We start from the raw sequence: 17,197 nt of genomic DNA, 5'->3' as shown, positions 1-17,197 counted from the left end.
CGCTTGATCTCGCGAGCAAGTCGCCGAGCGTGGCAAGTGCAACGAATCGAGATCATCCCGAGGTCGTTGGGATGTTTTCCCGGGAATAAATCCTGACCCACTCCGGCGGCCCTTGGGGCTTGCCCCTAGAAGGCCGTCCGGCAGGGGGCCGGAGCGGCTTCATCGCCCCGGAGCGGTCCCGGCCGCGTCGTAAGCTCGCGGCCCGCCGGTCGCCCGGATGTCTCCCGTCGCCGGACCTTTCGTGCCGCCTCCGTCCGCCCCTGCCCCCTCCGCCTCGACCCGGCCTGCCGCGCCGCTGGACCTGCCCCGCCTGGTCATGCGCCGCGCCGGCCTGCTGGCCTCGGCCTGCCTGGTCGCGGCCCTGCTGCTCGGCCTGTGGCGCGCCCAGGGCGACACCCGCACGGAGCTGCAGGACGCGGCGCAGACGGCGCTGCTCAGCCAGACCCTGTCCACGCTCTCGCTCGACGATGACGAGCGCGCCCTGCTGCGCCTGCGCGCCCTGCAGGCCACGCCGGCGGCGCGGCATTGGTCGATGCAGATCCTCGATGCCCAGGGCCAGCAGCTCGTCGGCCCGCAGCCGCTGCCCGAGCCTTCGGCCAGCATGCAGTTGCTGCTGGCGCTGAACCAGCGCCTCTTCCCGCCGCCGCTGCCCGAGGACCTGCGCTGGAGCCTGCCGCGCCCCGACGGCCGGGCCTGGCTGGTGCTGCTGCGCGTCTCGCCCGAACGCGAGCAGCGCGAGGCCCTGAGCAACTGGCTCGACATGTTCGGCATGCTGGTGCTGGCCTGCGCCGGCACCCTGGCCGTCATGCACATCAACTTGCGGCGGGCGCTGCGGCCCTTGCAATCGCTGCTCGATGCCATCGCCGGCCTGGAGCATGGCCAGAGCAGCGCCATCCTGCGCCTGCCGCGCATGCCGGTGCGCGAGCTGGACGCGGTGGCCGAGGCCCTGCGCCGCCTGTCGGCCTCGCTCGACGAGGCCCAGGCCGCGCGGCGCGTGCTGGCCCAGCAGATCTTCAGCCTGCAAGAAGATGAGCGCGCCCGCCTGGCCCGCGAGCTGCATGACGAGTTCGGCCAGCGTCTGACCGCGCTGCGCGCCGATGCCGCCTGGCTGCTGCGCCGGCTGGACGAAGGCTCGGCCCTGCGCAGCGTGGTGGAGGGCATGAGCGAGCAATGCCGCCTGATCCACCAGGACACCCGCGCCCTGCTGGCCGAGCTGCGACCCCTGGGCCCCCTGGCCGACCAGGCCGGCCGCGACGAGACCGCCGTCCGCCTGCACGAGCTGCTGCGCGCCCTGGTGCGCGGCTGGAACAGCGCGCCCAGCCACGGCCTGCAAGTGCACCTGGACCTGCGCCTGCGCCGCCCCGAGGGCAGCGAGCGCGAATGGCACCGCGCCGAGGCGGCCGGCCTGATGCTGCCGCGTGCCGTGCTGCTGGCGCTCTACCGCATCAGCCAGGAAGCCCTGACCAATGTCGCCCGCCATGCCCAGGCCCGTCAGGTGCGGCTCTGCCTGACCCTGGAAACGGCGGCCGTCGAGCCGGCCCTGGATGTGATCGCCCCCGGCGACCGGGCCTGGACGGCGCGCCGGCCCATGGCGCTGCGCTGGTCGGTCGAGGATGACGGCCGCGGCGTCGCCGACCCCGCCGCCGCCCTGCAGCACGGCACTGGCCTCGCTGGCCTGCGCGAGCGGCTGTGGGCCCTGGGCGCCGAGCTGCAATGGGGCCCGGGCAGCGAGGGCCGAGGCTGGCGCCTGGCCACCCGCTTGCTGCTGGACCTGCCCGGGGGCGGCGAAACCCTTGCCCCCCTTCGAGACGGCCCCCCCGAAACCGCCGAACTGCTGGAGAAGCTTTCATGATCCAACCGGTGCGCAGCCTGCGCGTGGCCCTGGCCGACGACCACGCCGTGGTGCGGGCGGGCTACCGCCGCCTGCTTGAGCTTGAGCCCGACATCCAGGTCGTCGCCGAGTACGGCGATGCCGAGTCCGCCTATTTCGCCCTCACCCAGACCCAGCCCTGCCCGGCCGACCTGCTGGTGCTGGACCTGTCGATGCCGGGCCGCAGCGGCCTGGAGATCCTGCGTCGCCTGGGCCAGCGCCTGCCGGCCCTGCATGTGCTGATCTTCACCATGCATGACGGCGCGGCCATGCTCAGCCAGTGCCGCCAAGCCGGTGCCCGCGGCTTCGTCACCAAGAGCAGCGAACCCGAGGTGCTGATCGATGCCGTGCGCCGCAGCGGCCGCGGCGAGGGAGTCTGGCCGCGCAGTGCCGAGCAGGCCGAGCGCGACGGCCCGCCGCATGAGCGCCTCTCGCCGCGCGAATTCGATGTGCTCCAGCACCTGCTGGCCGGCCGCGGCGTCGACGAGATCGCCGGCCTGCTGCACCTCAGCGCCAAGACGGTGGCCAATTACCAGACCCTGATCCGCCAGAAGCTGGGCGTGGGCACGGCCATCGAGCTGCTGCACTACGCGCGCCAGCATCGCCTGATGGAGCTGTGAGCCCCGGCCACCGGCAGGGCGCCGGGGCCGGGCTCAGGCCCTGAGCCTCAGCCGCCGTTGGCGCGGCCCAGGCCGAGGCGCTCGACCACGCGCTTTTCCTCGGCATAGGTCTCGCGCATGGCCTGGGCGTAGTCCTTGCTGCCCAGGTAGACCAGTTCCTGGTCGAACTTGGCCAGCTCGGCGATGTAGGCTGGCTCCAGCATGGCGGCGCGGAAGGCGTCGTGCAGGATGCGGACGATGGGCTCGGGCACGCCGCGCGGCCCGGCCAGGCCGTAGGGCGAAGTCGCGACGATGTTGTGGCCCAGCTCCTTGAGGGTGGGCACATTCGGCCAACGCTTGCTGCGCTTGGCGCCGAAGGTGGCCAGCAGCCGCAGCCGGCCCTGGTCGATGAAGCTGCCGAAGCCGGTCGAGCCCACGCCCACCTTGACCTGGCCCGAGACCACCGCCAGCGCCTGCTCCGACGCGCCCTTGTAGGGCACATGGGTGTAGCGCAGGAAGCGCTGCTGCATCAGCTCGTCGATGACCAGGTGCGGCGTGGTGCCCACGCCATTGCTCGCCACCGTCATCTCGCCGGGGCGCTGGCGCGCGGCCTCGAACACATCCTCGACCGACTGGAGCGGGCTGTCGGTGGCCACCACCATGCCGAAGGTGGTGCCGCTGAGCTGCAGGATGGGCGTGGTGTCGCGCAGCGGGTCCCACAGCACGCGCTGCGTGTGCGGGGCGCGGAAGACCGTCTGCGGCAACTGGGCGAGGGTGTAGCCGTCGGGCTGAGCGGTTTGCAGCGCCGGCATGGCCAGGGTGCCGCCGGCGCCCGCGCGGTTCTCGATGTTGACCTTCTGGCGCAGGTGCTGGCCGGCGGCTTCCGCCAGGATGCGCATGCTCAGGTCGGTGCCGCCGCCGGCCGGCCAGGGCACCAGCAGGGTCAGGGGCCGCGACGGAAAGCTTTCCGCCCGCAGGCCGGCCGGCCAGGTGCCCGCCAGCAGCAGGCCCGCGCCGGCGGCCAGGCAGTGGCGCCGGCGGATCGGTTTCGGACTCATCCTCAGGTTTCCTCGATCAGTTCCATCAGGAGACGACCCCCGTAGGTGTAGCGCGAGCCCGTGAGTTCCTCGCGCTCCAGCCGCACCAGGCCGCTGCCGGGGCAGAACCACTCGCGTTGCAGCACGGGCACGTCGCGGAAGCCCACCACCGGGTCGACGAAGAGATGCAGCGCGCCCCGGCCCTCGACCTTCAGGCAGTCGCTGTAGACCTTGCCGTTGACCTTGACCTCGACCGCGGTGGCGACGATGGCGTAGGTGATGGGCAGTTGCGGGTGGACATGGCGGATCTCGCGCGGCCAGTCCTGGGTGCGCACCAGCAGGTAGGGCGTGGTCTCGCCCGTCCAGTTCGTGCCCTCGGCATAGGGCTGCTTGAGCACATAGCGCGGCTGGGCATCGGGCTGGGGCTCGGCCTGCAAGTCGCTCTTGGAGGCGACGCGGTAGATGCCGGACGCATCGCTGCGCAGCCAGTAGTCGACGCCGCTGTCGCTGCGCCGCCGCCAGGCCTCGCCGGGCTTGCGGGCGGCGACATCGTCGAGCATCTCCGGGCCCAGGGTGCGCAGGGTGAGGGTCTCGACCTCGCGGCTCTCGTCCTCGCGCTCGGTGATGACGCGGTAGGTCCAGACCCGGCCGGCGTCGAGCGGGAAGAGCTCGCTGCCGCGCGGCACCGAGGGCTGGCAGGCCGCAAGCAGCAGCAGGGCGGCCAGCGGGGCCAGCAGGCGGGGCAGGGCGCCGGACAGGCGGCGGAGCGGATGGCGCGGCATGCTCACTTCTCCGGCAACTGCGGCACGGGCATGTCGCGGATCTTCACGTCCAGCACCTCGCCGCCCGGCCGCAGCCAGGAGGTGCCGCTGCCGGCCTTGGTGCTGGTCGTGCCCATCTGGCTCACGCCCTGGCGGACCTTCTTCATCGCCTCGCTCAGGTCGCTGTGCATCTCCTTGCTGTAGGGCAGCTTGAAGGCGCGCGGCTCGGCCACCGGCTTGCCGTCTTCCAGGGCATTGACCCACACATAGAGCGCACCGGCGGTCTTGGGGCTGGGCTCCTCGATCACGGTGGCCAGCAGCACGAAGCGCTCGGGCATGGCCTCGCGGCTGGGCCAGCCCCAGACATCGAGCAGCACCTGGTGGGCGAAGAAGTACAGGCCGGTCACGCCCAGCACCAGCAGGGCCTTGCCCCACTTGGGCCAGTTGGAGGCGACCAGGGCCAGGGCGGCCAGGGCAGCCAGGGCGACATAGGCCCAGAGCAGGCTGTTGCTGTCGGCGGGCAGGTTGCTCATGGGCTCAGATGCGTTGGACCAGGGACTTCGGCAGGGTGTTCACCCCGGTGACGCGGCCGTCACCCGCCACGGTGAAGCGCACCGCCGTGACCTCGTCGCCCTTGCGGGCGAGCTGGGTGGTGCCATAGAAAACCACCTCGGCGCGCGGGTTCACCTTGACCACCGACACCGTCACCTCGACGGGGTCGCTGTTCTTGCTCTCGTAGTAGAAGAGGTTGACCGTGTACTCGCCAGGGGCGAAGCCGCGAACCGTCACCACCTCTTGGTTCAGCGGGTTGACGATCTGCTGGCCGTTGACGATCAGCGTGTCGTTGGCCAGGCCGCGGTCGTCGCGGTCCAGGTGCATCATCCCGCCCTCGCGCTGGCGGAACCAGATCAGGTTCTGGCCGGGGTCCTGCACCCAAGTGTCGATGTCATTGGGGTTCAGGTCGGGCCAGGTGACGGTGATGATGAACTCGGCCTTGGCATCGATCACCCCGGTCTTGGCCTTCGGGTTCATCGCGATCAGCGCGATCGCGAACAGCATCACGAAGGCCAGCAGGGTGTTGAAGAGCAGGTCGCTGAAGGGGTCGATGTCGTCCTGGCGACGCTTGCGCAGCAGGGCCATGTCAAGTCTCCCGGCCCGGCTCGCGCAGGATGTCGGCCGCCAGGGCGTCGGCCGAGCGGTCGAGCACCAGCAGCAGGAAGCCCATCCACAGGTTGGCGATCAGGCCGACCAGGGTGGTGTAGAGCGCGATCGCCATGCCCGCCGTCATCTGCTGCAGCAGGGCCTGGATCTCGGCCAGCTCGAAGACCTTGGAGTTCGCGATCTGGGTGGCCATGATGATGAAGCCCACCACCGTGCCGAGCAGGCCCAGCTTGATCGCCGCCGAGGCGAACCACCAGGCGGTCTCGTGCGGGCCGTGGGTGCGCTCGGCCAGGCGTTGCGAGGTCTCGGGCACTTGCTCGGCCCGGTCGGCGCGGTAGGCCAGGCGCCAGGGGCTGTCGGGCCTGGCCTCGGCGGCGAGGCGGTGCATGCGCAGGCCGGCCCAGACGCTGACGATCACCGTCAGCGCCAGGATGCCCAGGCTGATGCCGCTCGGGTCGCCGCGGTGCAGCTCGGCCAGCAGGCCGCGATGCTTGACCCACCAGCCGACGAAGACCAGCACGCCCGCCAGCACCCACCAGCCCCAGGCCAGGCGGTTCAGGCGCCGCTCCAGCGGCGTGCCGCCCGGGCGGGGCAGCAGGCGCTGGGCGCGGCCGGGGGCCGGGGCGGCCGCATCGGCGGCAGACAGGCCGGGCGCGAACACGCTCCGCCCCAGGGCGCTCAGATGACGCAGCATGGCCTCAGCCTCGCTTGGTGAGTTGGCCGAAACCGCGCTGCGGGTCGTAGCCCCAGCAGGCCAGCGTGAAGAAGACGAGGGTGCAGCCCAGCACGACGAAGGGCGCGAAGCCCGGGTCCTTGTCGTAGAGCGCGAAGCGGATCCACTCCACCGCATGCGTGAAGGGGTTGAAGCGCGCGATCTGGTAGACCCACTCGGCGCCCGATTCCTGCAACTTCCACAGCGGATAGAGCGCGGTGGAGAGGAAGTACATCGGGAAGATGACGAAGTTCATCGTGCCCGCGAAGTTCTCCAGTTGCTTGATGTGCACCGACAGCAGCAGGCCCAGCGCACCCAGCATCAGCGCGGCCGACAGCGCAGCCAGCAGGGCATGCAGGCCGTGCCAGCCCAGCAGCGGCAGCTCGGTGCCGATCAGCCAGGCGACGATCACGAAGGCCACCGCCTGAAGCAGCGAGAGCAGGGCCGTGGCCGCCAGCTTGCAGAACAGCAGCCAGGGCCGCGGCAGCGGGGCCGTCAGCAGCAGGCGCATCAGGCCCATCTCGCGGTCGTAGACCATGGCCAAGCTGCTCTGCATGCCGTTGAACAGCAGCACCATGCCGATCAGCCCGGGCGCGATGTAGACGTCGTAGGGGATGTAGGTGTCGTAGGGCTCGACGATGGCCACGCCGAAGACATTGCGGAAGCCCGCCGCGAACACCGCCAGCCACAGCAGCGGCCGCACCAGGGCCGAGACCAGGCGGCCAGTCTGCTGCATGAACTTCAGCACCTCGCGGGTGACGATGGCCTGCAGGGCTTGCAAGGCATGCGGCAGGCCGCGCCGCACCAGCGGGTCGCCGGCCCGGCGGGCATCGGGCGGGGTTGAGGGGACGGCAGCAGTCATTGCAGGCTCGGGCTACGGAATCGGTGGGAAATCGGACGCGGCAGGCCCGGCTCAGCGCGGGGTCTTGCAGAGCTTCTCGGGCGCATCGGCGCCGAGCGTGTCGAGCACATTGACCGGATGCAGGATGCCTTCGACCGGGGCCTGCGAGATCACGCCCTGGCCGTCAGTCAGCAGCAGCGGCTGGCGCAGTTGGCCGTCCCAGGGGCGGAAGCTCATGCTCACGCCCTTGCTGCCGTCCAGGGCCAGCTTGGGCAGGGCCGCAGCCCAGGCCGCGGCATTGCCCTTGGGCTGGGCGGCGGCCAGGGCCACCAGGGCTTTGCCGGCCATCCAGCCGGTCCAGTCGTGGGCCGTCATCGGCCGCTTGGCGGCCTTGGCGAAGCGGCGCGAGACCTGCGGCGCGCCGAAGCGCTCGAACTGTGCATGCCAGCCCACGGCGACCAGGCCGGCATCGCCCACCACCGGCCGCGGCAGCACCGTGCGATAGGGCAGGCTGCGGGCGAATTCGCCGTCGCTGTCGACCACCCAGACCGCGTCGTACTGGGCGCCGGCGGTCAGCAGCAGCGGGTTGGCCAGGTCGCGCTCGCGCGGATCGCCCGAGAGCTTGAAGGGCTTGACTGCGCCCACCGGCTGCAGGCCGTAGCGCTTCATCGCCGCCTGCACCACCGTCAGCCGGGCCTGATCGGCCGGGCTGGAACCGGCCAGCACCAGCACCTTCTGCCACTTGCGCTGCAACAGGCCCTGGGCCAGGGCGTCGGCGCGCATGCGCTCGCTGGGCAGCAGGTGGAAGAGCCGGGCGCGGCAGTCGGCCGCGCGCAGGCGGTCCTCGGCCGCGCCGATGTTGAGCACCGGCACCTTGACCGCATCGGCCACGGCCAGCAGCCAGTCGGCCGGCAGCTCGGCGACGATCACCGCCGCGCCGGCCTTCTCGGCGGCCAGGGCGGCGGCGCGGGCCGCGGCCAGGTCGGCCACGGCGCGGCTGTCGAGCTCCACCTTGGCGCCGACGGCTTCCAGCTCGAAGCCGCCTTCCTCCAGCGCCAGGCGCACGCCGTCCTCGGGCAAGCCGGTGGGGTGGCCGAGGTAGGCGCGCTCGGCGCGCGAACGCTCCAGGCGCGGATCGTCCTCGCGGCTCAGCAGCGCGGCCTTGAGGGTGGCGGCCTGGGCGCCGAGCGCGGCCAGCAGCAGGGCCGCACCGAGGGCGGCCGGTCGCAGGGTGGGCAGTCGCATGGCCGGCCTCATTCCGCGATCACCACGCCATAGGGCACGCGGCCGACCGGCACGGTCTTGAGGGCCTTGCCGCTCTGGGTGTCGATCACGGTCAGGTCGTCGCTCAGGCCGTTGACGACGAAGAGCCGTGCCTCGGCCTTGTCCAGCGCCACATTCCAGGCCCGCTTGCCGACCAGGGTGATCTGCGTGACCTTGCGGCCCGCCACGTCGACGAAGGCCACATGGTTGGCCTTGCCGAGCGCGACATAGGCGCGCTTGCCGTCGCGGGTCATGGTGATGCCGACGGGCGAGATGTCCTCGGCGCGGGCGCCCTTGACCTCGAACTTGATCGTGCCGATCACCGTGTGGTCGGCGGTCGAGAGGATGGAGACGGTCGCGTCCAGCTCGTTGGTGACCCACAGCTCCTTGCCGTCGGGCGTCAGCGCGAAGCGCCGCGGCCGCTGGCCGACCTTGACGTTCTTGACCACCTTGCCGGTGGCGGTGTCGATCACATGGACCAGGCTGGCGACCTCGGAGGTGATGTAGAGCGTCTTGCCGTCGGCGCTGACCTTGACGCCCTCGGGCTCCTCGCCGACCTTGACCTTCTTCAGCACCTTGCCGGTGGCCGCGTCGATGAAGCTGGCCTCGCCCTCGTCCTCGTTGGACACATAGATCGTCTTGCCGTCGGGCGAGAGGTCGAAGGCCTCGGGCTCATCGCCCAGGGGCACCCGGCGCACCGACTTGCCGCTGGCCAGGTCGATCACGTCGGCCGCATTGGAATCGGTGCAAGCCACCATGAGCTGCTTGCCGCCCGGCAGCATCTGCAAGTGGCGGGCGCGCTTGCAAGTGGCAAGGGTGCCCTTGACGGTCAGGGTCTTGAGGTCGATCAGGGTCAGCGCGTTGTCCTTCTCGCTGGACACATAGGCGGTCTGCGCCTGCGCGGCGCCGAGCGCGCCGCTCAGCAGCAGGGTGGCGAGGGCGCAGCGAAGGAAGGGGGAGGGGCGGGGGCTCATGCGGGGATCTCCTGGCATCGGGGAAAGGGGCAGGCCCGGTGCGGGCCGCGGACCACCTCAGGTGGTGCGGGCAATGAAGCCCTGCTCCAGGCTAGGTTCGCCCAAAGCCCGCGTGACTTCTTCCCGACTGCCATCGGCGAGCAGCTTGCCCTTGTGCAGCACGACGACGCGGTCGGCCTGCTCGGCTTCCTCCACCCAGTGGGTGGCCCACAGCACGCTGCAGCCGCGGGTAGCCACATCCTCGTGCAGGGCGGCGAGCAGGTCGCGGCGCGACTTGGGGTCCAGGCCCACCGTGGCCTCGTCCATCAGCAGCACCTGCGGCCGGTGCAGGCCGGCGCGCACCAGCTCGACCTTGCGGCGGTTGCCGCCGGACAGCTCGCGCACCTTGCGGTCCAGGTCCACATCCACATTCAGGCGGCGGCAGCCTTCGACGATGCGCTCGGCCGCCACCTTGCGCGGCAGGCCGTGCAGATCGGCTTGCAGCGAGAGGTTGCGGCGGATCGACAGGTCCAGGTCCAGCGACATCTGCTGGAAGACCACGCCCAGCGAGCGCAGCGCGGCCGCCGGCTCGCTGCGGTGCGAGAAGCCGGCCACCGTGACCTCGCCCTCATCGGCCGCGAACAGGCCGGTCAGCACCTGGAACAAGGTGGACTTGCCCGCGCCATTGGGGCCGAGTAGCACGGTGAAGCTGCCCGGCGCGATCTCCAGGTTCAGCTTGTCGAGCGCGGTGCGCTCGCCGTAGCGTTTGGTCAGTCCGCGGATGCTCAGCATGCGGGGCCTCGTCGTGGGTCTCGGTGCAGCGGTTTCATGGAAGGCAGGGTCGGGCAGGGGGCCGCCACAGGGCGGGACGGTGTCCCGGCACGGAGCGCGGGCGAGGATAAGCGCGATCCCCCGGGCTTGCACACCCGGGGGCGGCCCGCAGGCCCGGCGTCGCGCGGCAAGGTGTGAGCCCTGGGGCTTGCCCCAGGTTCAATCCGATGCCGGCGCGCGGCCCCGCCTCGCGGCGGCTCAGGCGGTGAGGCGGCCCACGGCGCCGCGGGCGACCAGGTCGGCCGAGTTGGCGTCGGTGCGGTAGAACATCTCGCCGCCGCGCGCCGCATTGGGCACGAATTTCAGCGCATGGGTGCTGCCCGGCGCACCAGCCTCGGCCTGGGCCACGGCCGCGCGCAGGGCCTCGTCGATCAGGCCGCGATCCGGGCTCTGGGGGCAAACCGGGTCGGTGGCCTCGGCCGAGCCGGTCACCAGGAAGGCCTGGCAGCGGCAGCCGCCGTGGTCGATTTCCTTCTGGTCGCAGCTCTGGCAGGTCTCGCTCATCCAGTCGGTGCCGCGGTAGCGGTTGAAGGCATCGCTGTCGCGCCAGATGTGGGCGACGTCATGCGTCTTCACGTTCGGGAAGTCGAAGCCCGGCAGCATCCGCGCGCTGTGGCAGGGCAGGGCGGTGCCGTCCGGCGCGACCACCAGGAAGACCGCACCCCAGCCCGCCATGCAGGGCTTGGCCTTGGCATCCACATAGTCGGGCGAGACCCAGAAGATCTTCATCTTGCCGGCCAGCCGCGCCTTGTGGACATTGACCTTGGCCTCGGCCTCGCGCAGCTCGTCGGGCGTGGGCATGAGCTGGGCGCGGTTCTGCCAGGCCCAGCCGTAGTACTGGGTGTTGGCCAGCTCCAGGAACTCGGCACCCATGGCCTCGGCCATCTCGATGATGCGTTCGACCTGCGGCAGGTTGTAGCGATGCATCACGCAGTTCAGCACCATGGGGTAGCCGAGCGACTTGATGATCTTGGCGACCTTGTTCTTGTGGTCGAAGGTGCGGGTGGACGACAGGAAGTCGTTCATCTCCTTGGACGAGTCCTGGAAGCTGAGCTGGATGTGGTCCAGCCCCGCGTCCTTGAGCGCCTGGGCGCGCTTCTCGGTCAGGCCGATGCCCGAGGTGATGAGGTTGGTGTAGAAGCCCAGCTCATGCGCATAGGCGACGAGCTCCTCCAGGTCCTCGCGCAGCAGCGGCTCGCCGCCCGACAGGCCGAGCTGCACCGAGCCCATGGCCCGGGCCTCGCGGAAGGTGCGCTTCCAGGTCTCGGTGTCCAGCTCCTGGCCATGGGCGGCGTAGTCCACCGGGTTGGAGCAGAACACGCAGTGCAGCGGGCAGCGGTAGGTCAGCTCGGCCAGCAGCCACATCGGCGGCCCGCCCTTCTTCAGGGTGCGGGCCACGGGGGCGGCGCCGGGGGCCAGGCGGGGGTCGCGCGCGGTGCCCACGGCGGCTTCAGACGATCCAGCCATAGTTGCTCGCCTCCTTCAGGAAGTGTTCGACATCGGCCCGCAGCTCGGCGCCGTTGAAGGCGGCGCTGAGGTCGGCGATCAGTTGCGCGACCGTGGTCTTGCCATCGACGCGCTTGAGGATCTCGGCCGCCGGCCCGTTGAGCTGGATCAGGCCTTCGGGGTAGAGCAGCACCCAACTGTCCTGGGCCGGCTCGAACTGCATGCGAAAGCCGTGCGGCAGGCGGGGAATGGCCTCGTCGCTCACGACGAAGCGGCGGTCACCGGTGTCGGCGCTCATGGGCGAAGCTCCTCGGCCAGGTCGTCGGGATAGGCCTTCTCGACCGCGTCGAGCAGGCTCCACAGCACGTCGAGCTTGAATTGCAGGATCTGGATGGCGCGCTCCTGCTTGGCCCGGGTGTCGCACCAGGAGAGCGCGACCTCCAGGCCGTGCTCGACATCGCGCTGCGCCAGCGGGATGCGGCTGCGGAAATAGCCCAGGCCGCTCTGGTCGATCCAGGGGTAGGCGCTGGGCCATGTGGCCAGGCGGTCGGCGTGGATCTTGGGCGCGAACATCTCGGTCAGCGAGGAGATGATCCCCTCCTGCCAGGGCGCCTTGCGCGCGAAGTTGACGTAGGCATCGACCGCGAAGCGCGTGCCGGCCTGCACATGCTTGAAGGACCACAGGTCCTCGCGCGTCAGGCCGGTGGCCAGGCCCAGGCGGGTCCAGGTCTCGATGCCGCCGCCGCGGCCTTCCTCGACATTGAAATCGCCGTGGCCGTCGTGGTCGGTGATGCGTTCCAGCCAGCGGCGGCGGGTCGCGCGGTCCGGGCAGTTGCCCATGATCGCGGCGTCCTTCATCGGGATCGCGGCCTGGTAATAAAAGCGGTTGGCGACCCAGCCGCGCACCTGGAAGGGCTGGAGCGCGCCGCTGTTCAGGCGTTTGTTGAAGGCGTGGAAGATGTGGTACTTCGCTTCCTTCGCGCGCAACTGGGCTTCGAATTCGGCCGGGGTCCAGGGCGTGCGGCCGTCGTTGGCCGGCACCTCGTTGGGGAAGTTGGGGTTCAGGCTCGCGCTCACAGCGTGATCTCCATGCCGTCGAAGGCCACCTCGATGCCGTGCTGGGCGAGCTCGGCGCATTCCGGCCCCTGGCCGTCGAGGATGGGGTTGCTGTTGTTGATGTGGATGAGGATCTTGCGCTCGGCCTCGACCTGGTCGAGCGCGGCAATCATCCCCGGCTGCCCCGGGCTGCCGCGCTGCGGCAGGTGGCCCATGTCGGCGCCGGTCTTGCTGCCCAGGCCGCGGACGATCATCTCGTCGTTGGTCCACAGCGTGCCGTCGACCATCACGCAATCGGCCTCGTTCATCCAGCCCAGTTCAAGCGGGCCGACTTCGCCCAGGCCCGGGGCATAGAAGAAGCGCTTGCCGCTGCGCTCGTCCAGCACCGACAGGGCGATGTTGTCGCCGACCGTCGGGTTGTGCCGGTGCGGCGAGTAGGGCGGCGCCTTGCCCGGGATGGCGATGGCGCGCAAGCGCAGGCCGTCGAAGCCGTCGACCGTGAACTCGGCGACCCGCTGGTCGCCCGCCACCGGCAGCATGTGCCAGCGCACGCCGCAGTAGTGCTCCAGCACGCTGAGGATGGGCAGGCCGGTCGTCAGGTCCTCGAACACGCAGGGCGTGATGTGCAGGTGGATGGGCGGGCCTTCGCGCAGGCTCAGCAGGCCGGTGGCATGGTCGATCTGCGCGTCCATCAGGATGACGGCCTTGATCGGCGTGTGCCGCAGGCCCTGCTTGGGCCACAGCGCGGGCGTGTTGCGCAACTGGGTGCCGATGTCGGGCGAGGCATTGAGCAGGATCCAGTCCTCGCCGTCCTGCGAGATCGCGATCGAGCTTTGGGTGCGGACGGGGATGCCGCGGGCGGCATCGCGCTGGGCGGCGCACATCGCGCAGTTGCAGTTCCACTGGGGGCTGCCGCCGCCAGCGCCGGAACCAAGCACAACAATCTTCATGGGGGAGTCGGGTGGGGGTCAGGGAGGGGCCGGGTCCGGCCCGCGACGGAGAGTCGTCGCCCCCACAATGGCTGCGCTCGCTGCGGCCCGCACCAGGGTGCGTGACAAGCCTGGCCAAGCGGCCGGGACCTGATCTTGAAGGGGGTCCGAATCCGTCGCGCCGGGGCGCAGCCACGATTCGTCAAGGTTGCGAGACTCGGCCGCAGCAGCGTCGTTCGCACTCACGTTGGATTGTGCCAAGCCATGCCCACCCTGAAGCTCGAATTCCTGCCCCCCGATCCCGGCCATAGCCAGGGGTTTTCCCTGGGTCTTGCCGGCGAGCTGGCGCTGGACGAGGGGCAGTTCATGGCAGTTCAGGCCGGCCCGCCGGCGGCCTGGCAGGCCGGGGCCGAGCCCTTGCCGACCCTGCTGCTGCTGCATGGCGGGCCCGGCGGGCAGACCCGACCGGCCAGCCTCACGCCCTGGGACGGCCTGCCGCTGCGCTGGATCGCAGCCGACCAGCGTGGCTGCGGCCGCAGCCGCCCGCCGGGCGAGCGCCAGGGGCAGACGCTGGACGCCCTGGTCGCCGACCTGGAGGCGCTGCGCAGGGCCCTGGACCTGTCGGCCTGGGGCCTGGCCTCGGGCTCCTGGGGCTGCCGGCTGGCCCTGGCCTATGCCGCCCGCCATCCCTCGCGGGTCAGCGGCCTCTGGCTGCGCAGCCCCTTCCTCGGCAGTCTGGCGGAGACGCAGCGCTACATCGCGCCCTGGCGGCGCTGGCTGGGCGAGGCTGGCCGTGCCGCCCTGGGGCCGGCTGCCGTGGATGCGCTGGAGGCCTTGTATGCCGCCCCGGCCGATCCCGCCCTGGCGGCCGCAGCAGCGGCCGGTGAACTGCCCGCCAGCCTGGATGAGCCGCGTCTGGCCCGCGTCTGGCAGGCCTTCGACGAGGCGCAATCCGCGGCCGGCGGCCTGGACGCCCGGCCCGAGCTGCGCGCCGATCCGGCCCTTTGGACCGACACGCCCGCCGATGCCGAGGCCGAGCGGGCGCGGATGCGATCCTGGGCCATCCATGCCCTGCACGGCTTGCAGGCCTGGGGCGGGGCGTGCAGCGGGCCGCAGGCCGGCGCGGGAGCCTGGGTCGAGGCGCGGGCGTTGCAGGTACTGGCGCTGGGGCCGCGCGCCATCGTGGGCGGCCGGGCCGATGCCTGCTGCGATCCGGCGGTGGTCGATGGCCTGGCGCGCTTGTGGCCCGATGCGGTGGTGGACCGTGTCGAGGGCGCCGGCCACCGCATGGGCGACGAGCGCCTGGCCCCGCGCCTTCAGGCCAGCGCCCAGGCCTGGGCGCGGCGCTGGCTGGCCACGGCCCGGCCCTGAGGCTGGCGCCGTCGCCCGCGCTGCGGGCCGGCCGCGCCGCTCAGGTCGCCGAGCCGTTGCGCCAGCGCAGCTTGCGGTAGATGGTGTTGCGGCTGATGCCCAGGCGCTTGCTCGCCACCGAGATGTTGCCGCCCGCGGCCTCCAGGGCCTGGCGGATGACTTGCAGCTCCATGGCTTCGAGGGTGCCGCTTTCGCCTTCGCCGGGCACGCCCAGGGCGGGCGCCGGCTCGCCTGCACCCGGGACGGCCGGAGCCTCGTCCGTCTCGTCGGCAGCCTGCGGGGCGGCAAGCGGCGCCGGGGCGGCCGGCCGTGCGGCTGCGCCAGCCGGCGCGGCCGGGCTGCGCCGGGCGTCCTCGATGAAATCGTCGGAAAGATGATCGAGCGTGATCTGCGGCTCGTCGCCCGCCATGACCACGGCGGTGCGCAGCACATTGCCCATCTGGCGCAGGTTGCCGGGCCAGGGGTAGCGGGTCATGAGGTCGACCACGGTGGGCGCCAGCTCGGGCACGCGCGGGCCGCCCTTCTCGCGCTGGAGAAGCAGGCGGGCCAGGGCCAGCAGGTCGCTGCGCTCGCGCAGCGGCGGCAGCTTCACGGCCAGGCCGTTGAGGCGGTAGTAGAGGTCCTCGCGGAAGCTCTGCGCCTCGATCATCTCGCGCAGGTTGCGGTGGGTGGCGCTGATCACGGTCACATCCACCTCGATGGACTTGCTGCTGCCCAGCGGCGTCACCTGCCGTTCCTGCAGCACGCGCAGCAGGCGGGCCTGCAGGGCCAGCGGCATGTCGCCGATCTCGTCGAGGAAGAGCGTGCCGCCATGCGCCTGCACGATCTTGCCGACCGCACCCTTGCGCCGCGCGCCGGTGAAGGCGCCATCGGCATAGCCGAAGAGCTCGGACTCGATCAGGGTCTCGGGGATCGAGGCGCAGTTCACCGCGATGAAGGGCTGGCGGGCGCGGGCCGAGTCCTGGTGGATGGCGCGGGCCAGCACCTCCTTGCCGGTGCCGGTCTCGCCCAGGATGAGGATGGGGATGTCGCGGTCGAGCACGCGTCGGACCTTGCCGATCACGGCCTCCATCTGCGCATCGCCCGTCTGCAGGGCACGCAGATTGGCCACCGGCGCGCTGTCGCTGCCGCGGCTGCGCGGCGGGCTGCTGCGTGCCATGCCCTCGGGGCTGGCGCGGCCGTCCTCACCCGGCACGGTGGCGCCGGGGGGCAGGGTCTCGCCGGTGCCACGGGCCGTGCGCAGGGCGGTTTCCTGCAGCACCACGGCTTCGCTCGCCTCGCTCTTGCGCTCGGGCGCGGTGAGGCCTTCGGGGCCCACTTCATCCACCGGCTCCATGCGGCTGCCGGTCTCGGTGCCGGCCTGCCAGCCGCCATGCCAGGTCGGCCAGTTGCAGCGGGCCTGCACATGCACCGGCTGGCCATTGGGCAGCAGCAGGCGCAAGGGGCCGGCGACGGGCGAGCGGAAGGCGTCGACAACCGCGCCGACCGGCGTGCCGAAGAGGCTGGTGACGCTGTGCATGCGCACGGCCGCGCCGCTCATCTGCAGCAGGTCGAGCGCGCTGCGGTTGGCGCCGAGGATCTTGCCGTCGCGACCGACCGCGACGATGCCCTCCATCAGCGTGCCGATGAACTCCGGCCGGCCGTGGAAGTGCAGCCGCATGGCATGGCGGAAGTCCTCGTTCAGCCAGTGGTTCTCGATCATCCGCGCCGACATCTTCACCAGCGCCATGGTGTGCTGGTGGTAGCCGTGGTAGTCGCTGCTCACATCCAGCACGCCGAGGATGTTGCCGCGTGGGTCGAGGATGGGCGCGGCCGAGCAGGTCAGGAAGTGGTTGGCATGCATGAAGTGCTCGTCGGCATGGACGAGCGTCGGCGATTCGTCGATCAAGGCCGTGCCGATGGCATTCGTGCCCTTGGCGCATTCCGACCAGTTCACGCCCGGTTGCAGGGCCACGCGCGAGGCCTTGTCGATGAATTCGTCGTCGCCGATGCTGTGCAGGATGGTGCCCTGGGCATCGGTCAGCAGCACCAGGCTCTGGGTGCGAACGATCTGCTCGAAGAGCAGTTCCATGATCGGCGCCGCATGGACATAGAGCCGCTGGTTGCGCTCGCGCACCAGGCGCAGGTCGGAGCGGCCGAGCGGCGAATAGTCGGGCGACTCGATGCGGCGCAGGCCCAGCGCGGCGCAGCGCTGGTGCGACTCTTCGATGGAATGCAGGTGCTGGCCATCAAGCGCGAGGCTGGCGGCAATCGGTCGCTGCTGGAGCAGTTCCCGCTGCCGACGGCTGGCGCTGAGCGCCGAAGCACTGGGTGGGTTGCTGCTCATGATCGGACTCCTCAGGCTGCTTGCGCCGTTTGCAGGACGCT

General features: G+C 71.2%; 17 protein-coding genes. 3 read left to right on the top strand and 14 right to left on the bottom strand.

Annotation, left to right across the window (positions count from 1 at the left end):
* Nucleotides 1-241: 241 nt before the first annotated feature.
* Nucleotides 242-1,852: a histidine kinase gene (locus JI742_RS14145; protein WP_201826715.1), complete on the top strand. Its 1,611-nt coding sequence runs from the start codon at nt 242-244 to the stop codon at nt 1,850-1,852.
* The gene (locus tag JI742_RS10670; RefSeq protein ID WP_201826713.1) at nt 1,849-2,490 is read left to right on the top strand and encodes a response regulator transcription factor; all 642 of its coding nucleotides are present in this window, start codon (nt 1,849-1,851) and stop codon (nt 2,488-2,490) included. The genes JI742_RS14145 and JI742_RS10670 overlap by 4 nt, the downstream gene beginning before the upstream one ends.
* 47 nt (nt 2,491-2,537) lie before the next feature.
* Here the strand turns inward: JI742_RS10670 and JI742_RS10665 are convergent, their stop codons facing one another.
* The 13 genes from JI742_RS10665 to pqqB all read right to left on the bottom strand — a co-directional run bounded on the left by JI742_RS10665 (nt 2,538) and on the right by pqqB (nt 13,480).
* Complete coding sequence (locus tag JI742_RS10665) at nt 2,538-3,527, bottom strand: tripartite tricarboxylate transporter substrate binding protein (protein ID WP_201826709.1); 990 nt, start codon at nt 3,525-3,527, stop codon at nt 2,538-2,540.
* Between the two features lie 2 nt (nt 3,528-3,529).
* Nucleotides 3,530-4,288, bottom strand: a complete 759-nt coding sequence (locus JI742_RS10660; RefSeq protein WP_201826707.1) for a hypothetical protein — start codon at nt 4,286-4,288, stop codon at nt 3,530-3,532.
* A gap of 2 nt (nt 4,289-4,290) precedes the next feature.
* Nucleotides 4,291-4,800 (bottom strand): hypothetical protein, encoded by a 510-nt coding sequence (locus JI742_RS10655; RefSeq protein ID WP_201826705.1) that lies wholly within the window; start codon nt 4,798-4,800, stop codon nt 4,291-4,293.
* A 4-nt stretch (nt 4,801-4,804) separates the two neighbouring features.
* Nucleotides 4,805-5,407, bottom strand: coding sequence for a hypothetical protein (locus JI742_RS10650; RefSeq protein ID WP_201826703.1), 603 nt, complete (start codon nt 5,405-5,407; stop codon nt 4,805-4,807).
* Nucleotide 5,408: 1 nt separating this feature from the next.
* Nucleotides 5,409-6,122: a MotA/TolQ/ExbB proton channel family protein gene (locus JI742_RS10645; protein WP_201826701.1), complete on the bottom strand. Its 714-nt coding sequence runs from the start codon at nt 6,120-6,122 to the stop codon at nt 5,409-5,411.
* A 4-nt stretch (nt 6,123-6,126) separates the two neighbouring features.
* On the bottom strand, nt 6,127-7,002 hold the full coding sequence (locus JI742_RS10640) for an ABC transporter permease (RefSeq protein WP_201826699.1): 876 nt from the start codon (nt 7,000-7,002) through the stop codon (nt 6,127-6,129).
* Nucleotides 7,003-7,053: 51 nt separating this feature from the next.
* Nucleotides 7,054-8,226, bottom strand: coding sequence for a type 1 periplasmic-binding domain-containing protein (locus JI742_RS10635; RefSeq protein ID WP_201826697.1), 1,173 nt, complete (start codon nt 8,224-8,226; stop codon nt 7,054-7,056).
* 8 nt (nt 8,227-8,234) lie between these two features.
* Nucleotides 8,235-9,236: a PQQ-dependent catabolism-associated beta-propeller protein gene (locus JI742_RS10630; protein WP_201826694.1), complete on the bottom strand. Its 1,002-nt coding sequence runs from the start codon at nt 9,234-9,236 to the stop codon at nt 8,235-8,237.
* A 39-nt stretch (nt 9,237-9,275) separates the two neighbouring features.
* The gene (locus JI742_RS10625; RefSeq protein ID WP_201826692.1) at nt 9,276-9,989 is read right to left on the bottom strand and encodes an ABC transporter ATP-binding protein; all 714 of its coding nucleotides are present in this window, start codon (nt 9,987-9,989) and stop codon (nt 9,276-9,278) included.
* Between the two features lie 237 nt (nt 9,990-10,226).
* Nucleotides 10,227-11,495, bottom strand: coding sequence for a pyrroloquinoline quinone biosynthesis protein PqqE (gene pqqE, locus JI742_RS10620; RefSeq protein WP_201826690.1), 1,269 nt, complete (start codon nt 11,493-11,495; stop codon nt 10,227-10,229).
* Entirely contained in the window at nt 11,479-11,772 is a 294-nt protein-coding gene (pqqD, locus tag JI742_RS10615) for a pyrroloquinoline quinone biosynthesis peptide chaperone PqqD (RefSeq protein WP_201826688.1), read from the bottom strand. The genes pqqE and pqqD overlap by 17 nt, the downstream gene beginning before the upstream one ends.
* Nucleotides 11,769-12,551: a pyrroloquinoline-quinone synthase PqqC gene (pqqC, locus tag JI742_RS10610; RefSeq protein ID WP_434057647.1), complete on the bottom strand. Its 783-nt coding sequence runs from the start codon at nt 12,549-12,551 to the stop codon at nt 11,769-11,771. Before pqqC ends, pqqD begins: the two co-directional genes overlap by 4 nt.
* On the bottom strand, nt 12,548-13,480 hold the full coding sequence (gene pqqB / locus JI742_RS10605; protein ID WP_201826684.1) for a pyrroloquinoline quinone biosynthesis protein PqqB: 933 nt from the start codon (nt 13,478-13,480) through the stop codon (nt 12,548-12,550). The genes pqqC and pqqB overlap by 4 nt, the downstream gene beginning before the upstream one ends.
* Nucleotides 13,481-13,723: 243 nt before the next feature.
* On the opposite strand from pqqB, the gene JI742_RS10600 reads away from it, so the two are divergent.
* Nucleotides 13,724-14,830, top strand: a complete 1,107-nt coding sequence (locus JI742_RS10600) for an alpha/beta fold hydrolase (RefSeq protein WP_201826682.1) — start codon at nt 13,724-13,726, stop codon at nt 14,828-14,830.
* 40 nt (nt 14,831-14,870) lie between these two features.
* Here the strand turns inward: JI742_RS10600 and JI742_RS10595 are convergent, their stop codons facing one another.
* Nucleotides 14,871-17,156, bottom strand: a complete 2,286-nt coding sequence (locus JI742_RS10595; RefSeq protein WP_201826680.1) for a sigma-54-dependent Fis family transcriptional regulator — start codon at nt 17,154-17,156, stop codon at nt 14,871-14,873.
* Between the last annotated feature and the right edge of the window lie 41 nt (nt 17,157-17,197).

This window comes from Piscinibacter lacus (genome assembly GCF_016735685.1).
Classification (GTDB): Bacteria; Pseudomonadota; Gammaproteobacteria; order Burkholderiales; family Burkholderiaceae_C; genus Aquariibacter; species Aquariibacter lacus.
The sequence above is the reverse complement of the archived record's forward strand: the minus strand, read 5'-3'. Positions and strand labels throughout refer to the sequence as shown.

What these genes read in the sequence shown, in the direction of transcription:
- JI742_RS10670 (WP_201826713.1), top strand. Translation starts at nt 1,849, where the DNA reads ATGATCCAACCGGTGCGCAGCCTGCGCGTGGCCCTGGCCGACGACCAC.
- JI742_RS10665 (WP_201826709.1), bottom strand. Translation starts at nt 3,527, where the DNA reads ATGAGTCCGAAACCGATCCGCCGGCGCCACTGCCTGGCCGCCGGCGCG.
- JI742_RS10660 (WP_201826707.1), bottom strand. Translation starts at nt 4,288, where the DNA reads ATGCCGCGCCATCCGCTCCGCCGCCTGTCCGGCGCCCTGCCCCGCCTG.
- JI742_RS10655 (WP_201826705.1), bottom strand. Translation starts at nt 4,800, where the DNA reads ATGAGCAACCTGCCCGCCGACAGCAACAGCCTGCTCTGGGCCTATGTC.
- JI742_RS10650 (WP_201826703.1), bottom strand. Translation starts at nt 5,407, where the DNA reads ATGGCCCTGCTGCGCAAGCGTCGCCAGGACGACATCGACCCCTTCAGC.
- JI742_RS10645 (WP_201826701.1), bottom strand. Translation starts at nt 6,122, where the DNA reads ATGCTGCGTCATCTGAGCGCCCTGGGGCGGAGCGTGTTCGCGCCCGGC.
- JI742_RS10640 (WP_201826699.1), bottom strand. Translation starts at nt 7,002, where the DNA reads ATGACTGCTGCCGTCCCCTCAACCCCGCCCGATGCCCGCCGGGCCGGC.
- JI742_RS10635 (WP_201826697.1), bottom strand. Translation starts at nt 8,226, where the DNA reads ATGCGACTGCCCACCCTGCGACCGGCCGCCCTCGGTGCGGCCCTGCTG.
- JI742_RS10630 (WP_201826694.1), bottom strand. Translation starts at nt 9,236, where the DNA reads ATGCCAGGAGATCCCCGCATGAGCCCCCGCCCCTCCCCCTTCCTTCGC.
- JI742_RS10625 (WP_201826692.1), bottom strand. Translation starts at nt 9,989, where the DNA reads ATGCTGAGCATCCGCGGACTGACCAAACGCTACGGCGAGCGCACCGCG.
- pqqE (WP_201826690.1), bottom strand. Translation starts at nt 11,495, where the DNA reads ATGGCTGGATCGTCTGAAGCCGCCGTGGGCACCGCGCGCGACCCCCGC.
- pqqD (WP_201826688.1), bottom strand. Translation starts at nt 11,772, where the DNA reads ATGAGCGCCGACACCGGTGACCGCCGCTTCGTCGTGAGCGACGAGGCC.
- pqqB (WP_201826684.1), bottom strand. Translation starts at nt 13,480, where the DNA reads ATGAAGATTGTTGTGCTTGGTTCCGGCGCTGGCGGCGGCAGCCCCCAG.
- JI742_RS10600 (WP_201826682.1), top strand. Translation starts at nt 13,724, where the DNA reads ATGCCCACCCTGAAGCTCGAATTCCTGCCCCCCGATCCCGGCCATAGC.
- JI742_RS10595 (WP_201826680.1), bottom strand. Translation starts at nt 17,156, where the DNA reads ATGAGCAGCAACCCACCCAGTGCTTCGGCGCTCAGCGCCAGCCGTCGG.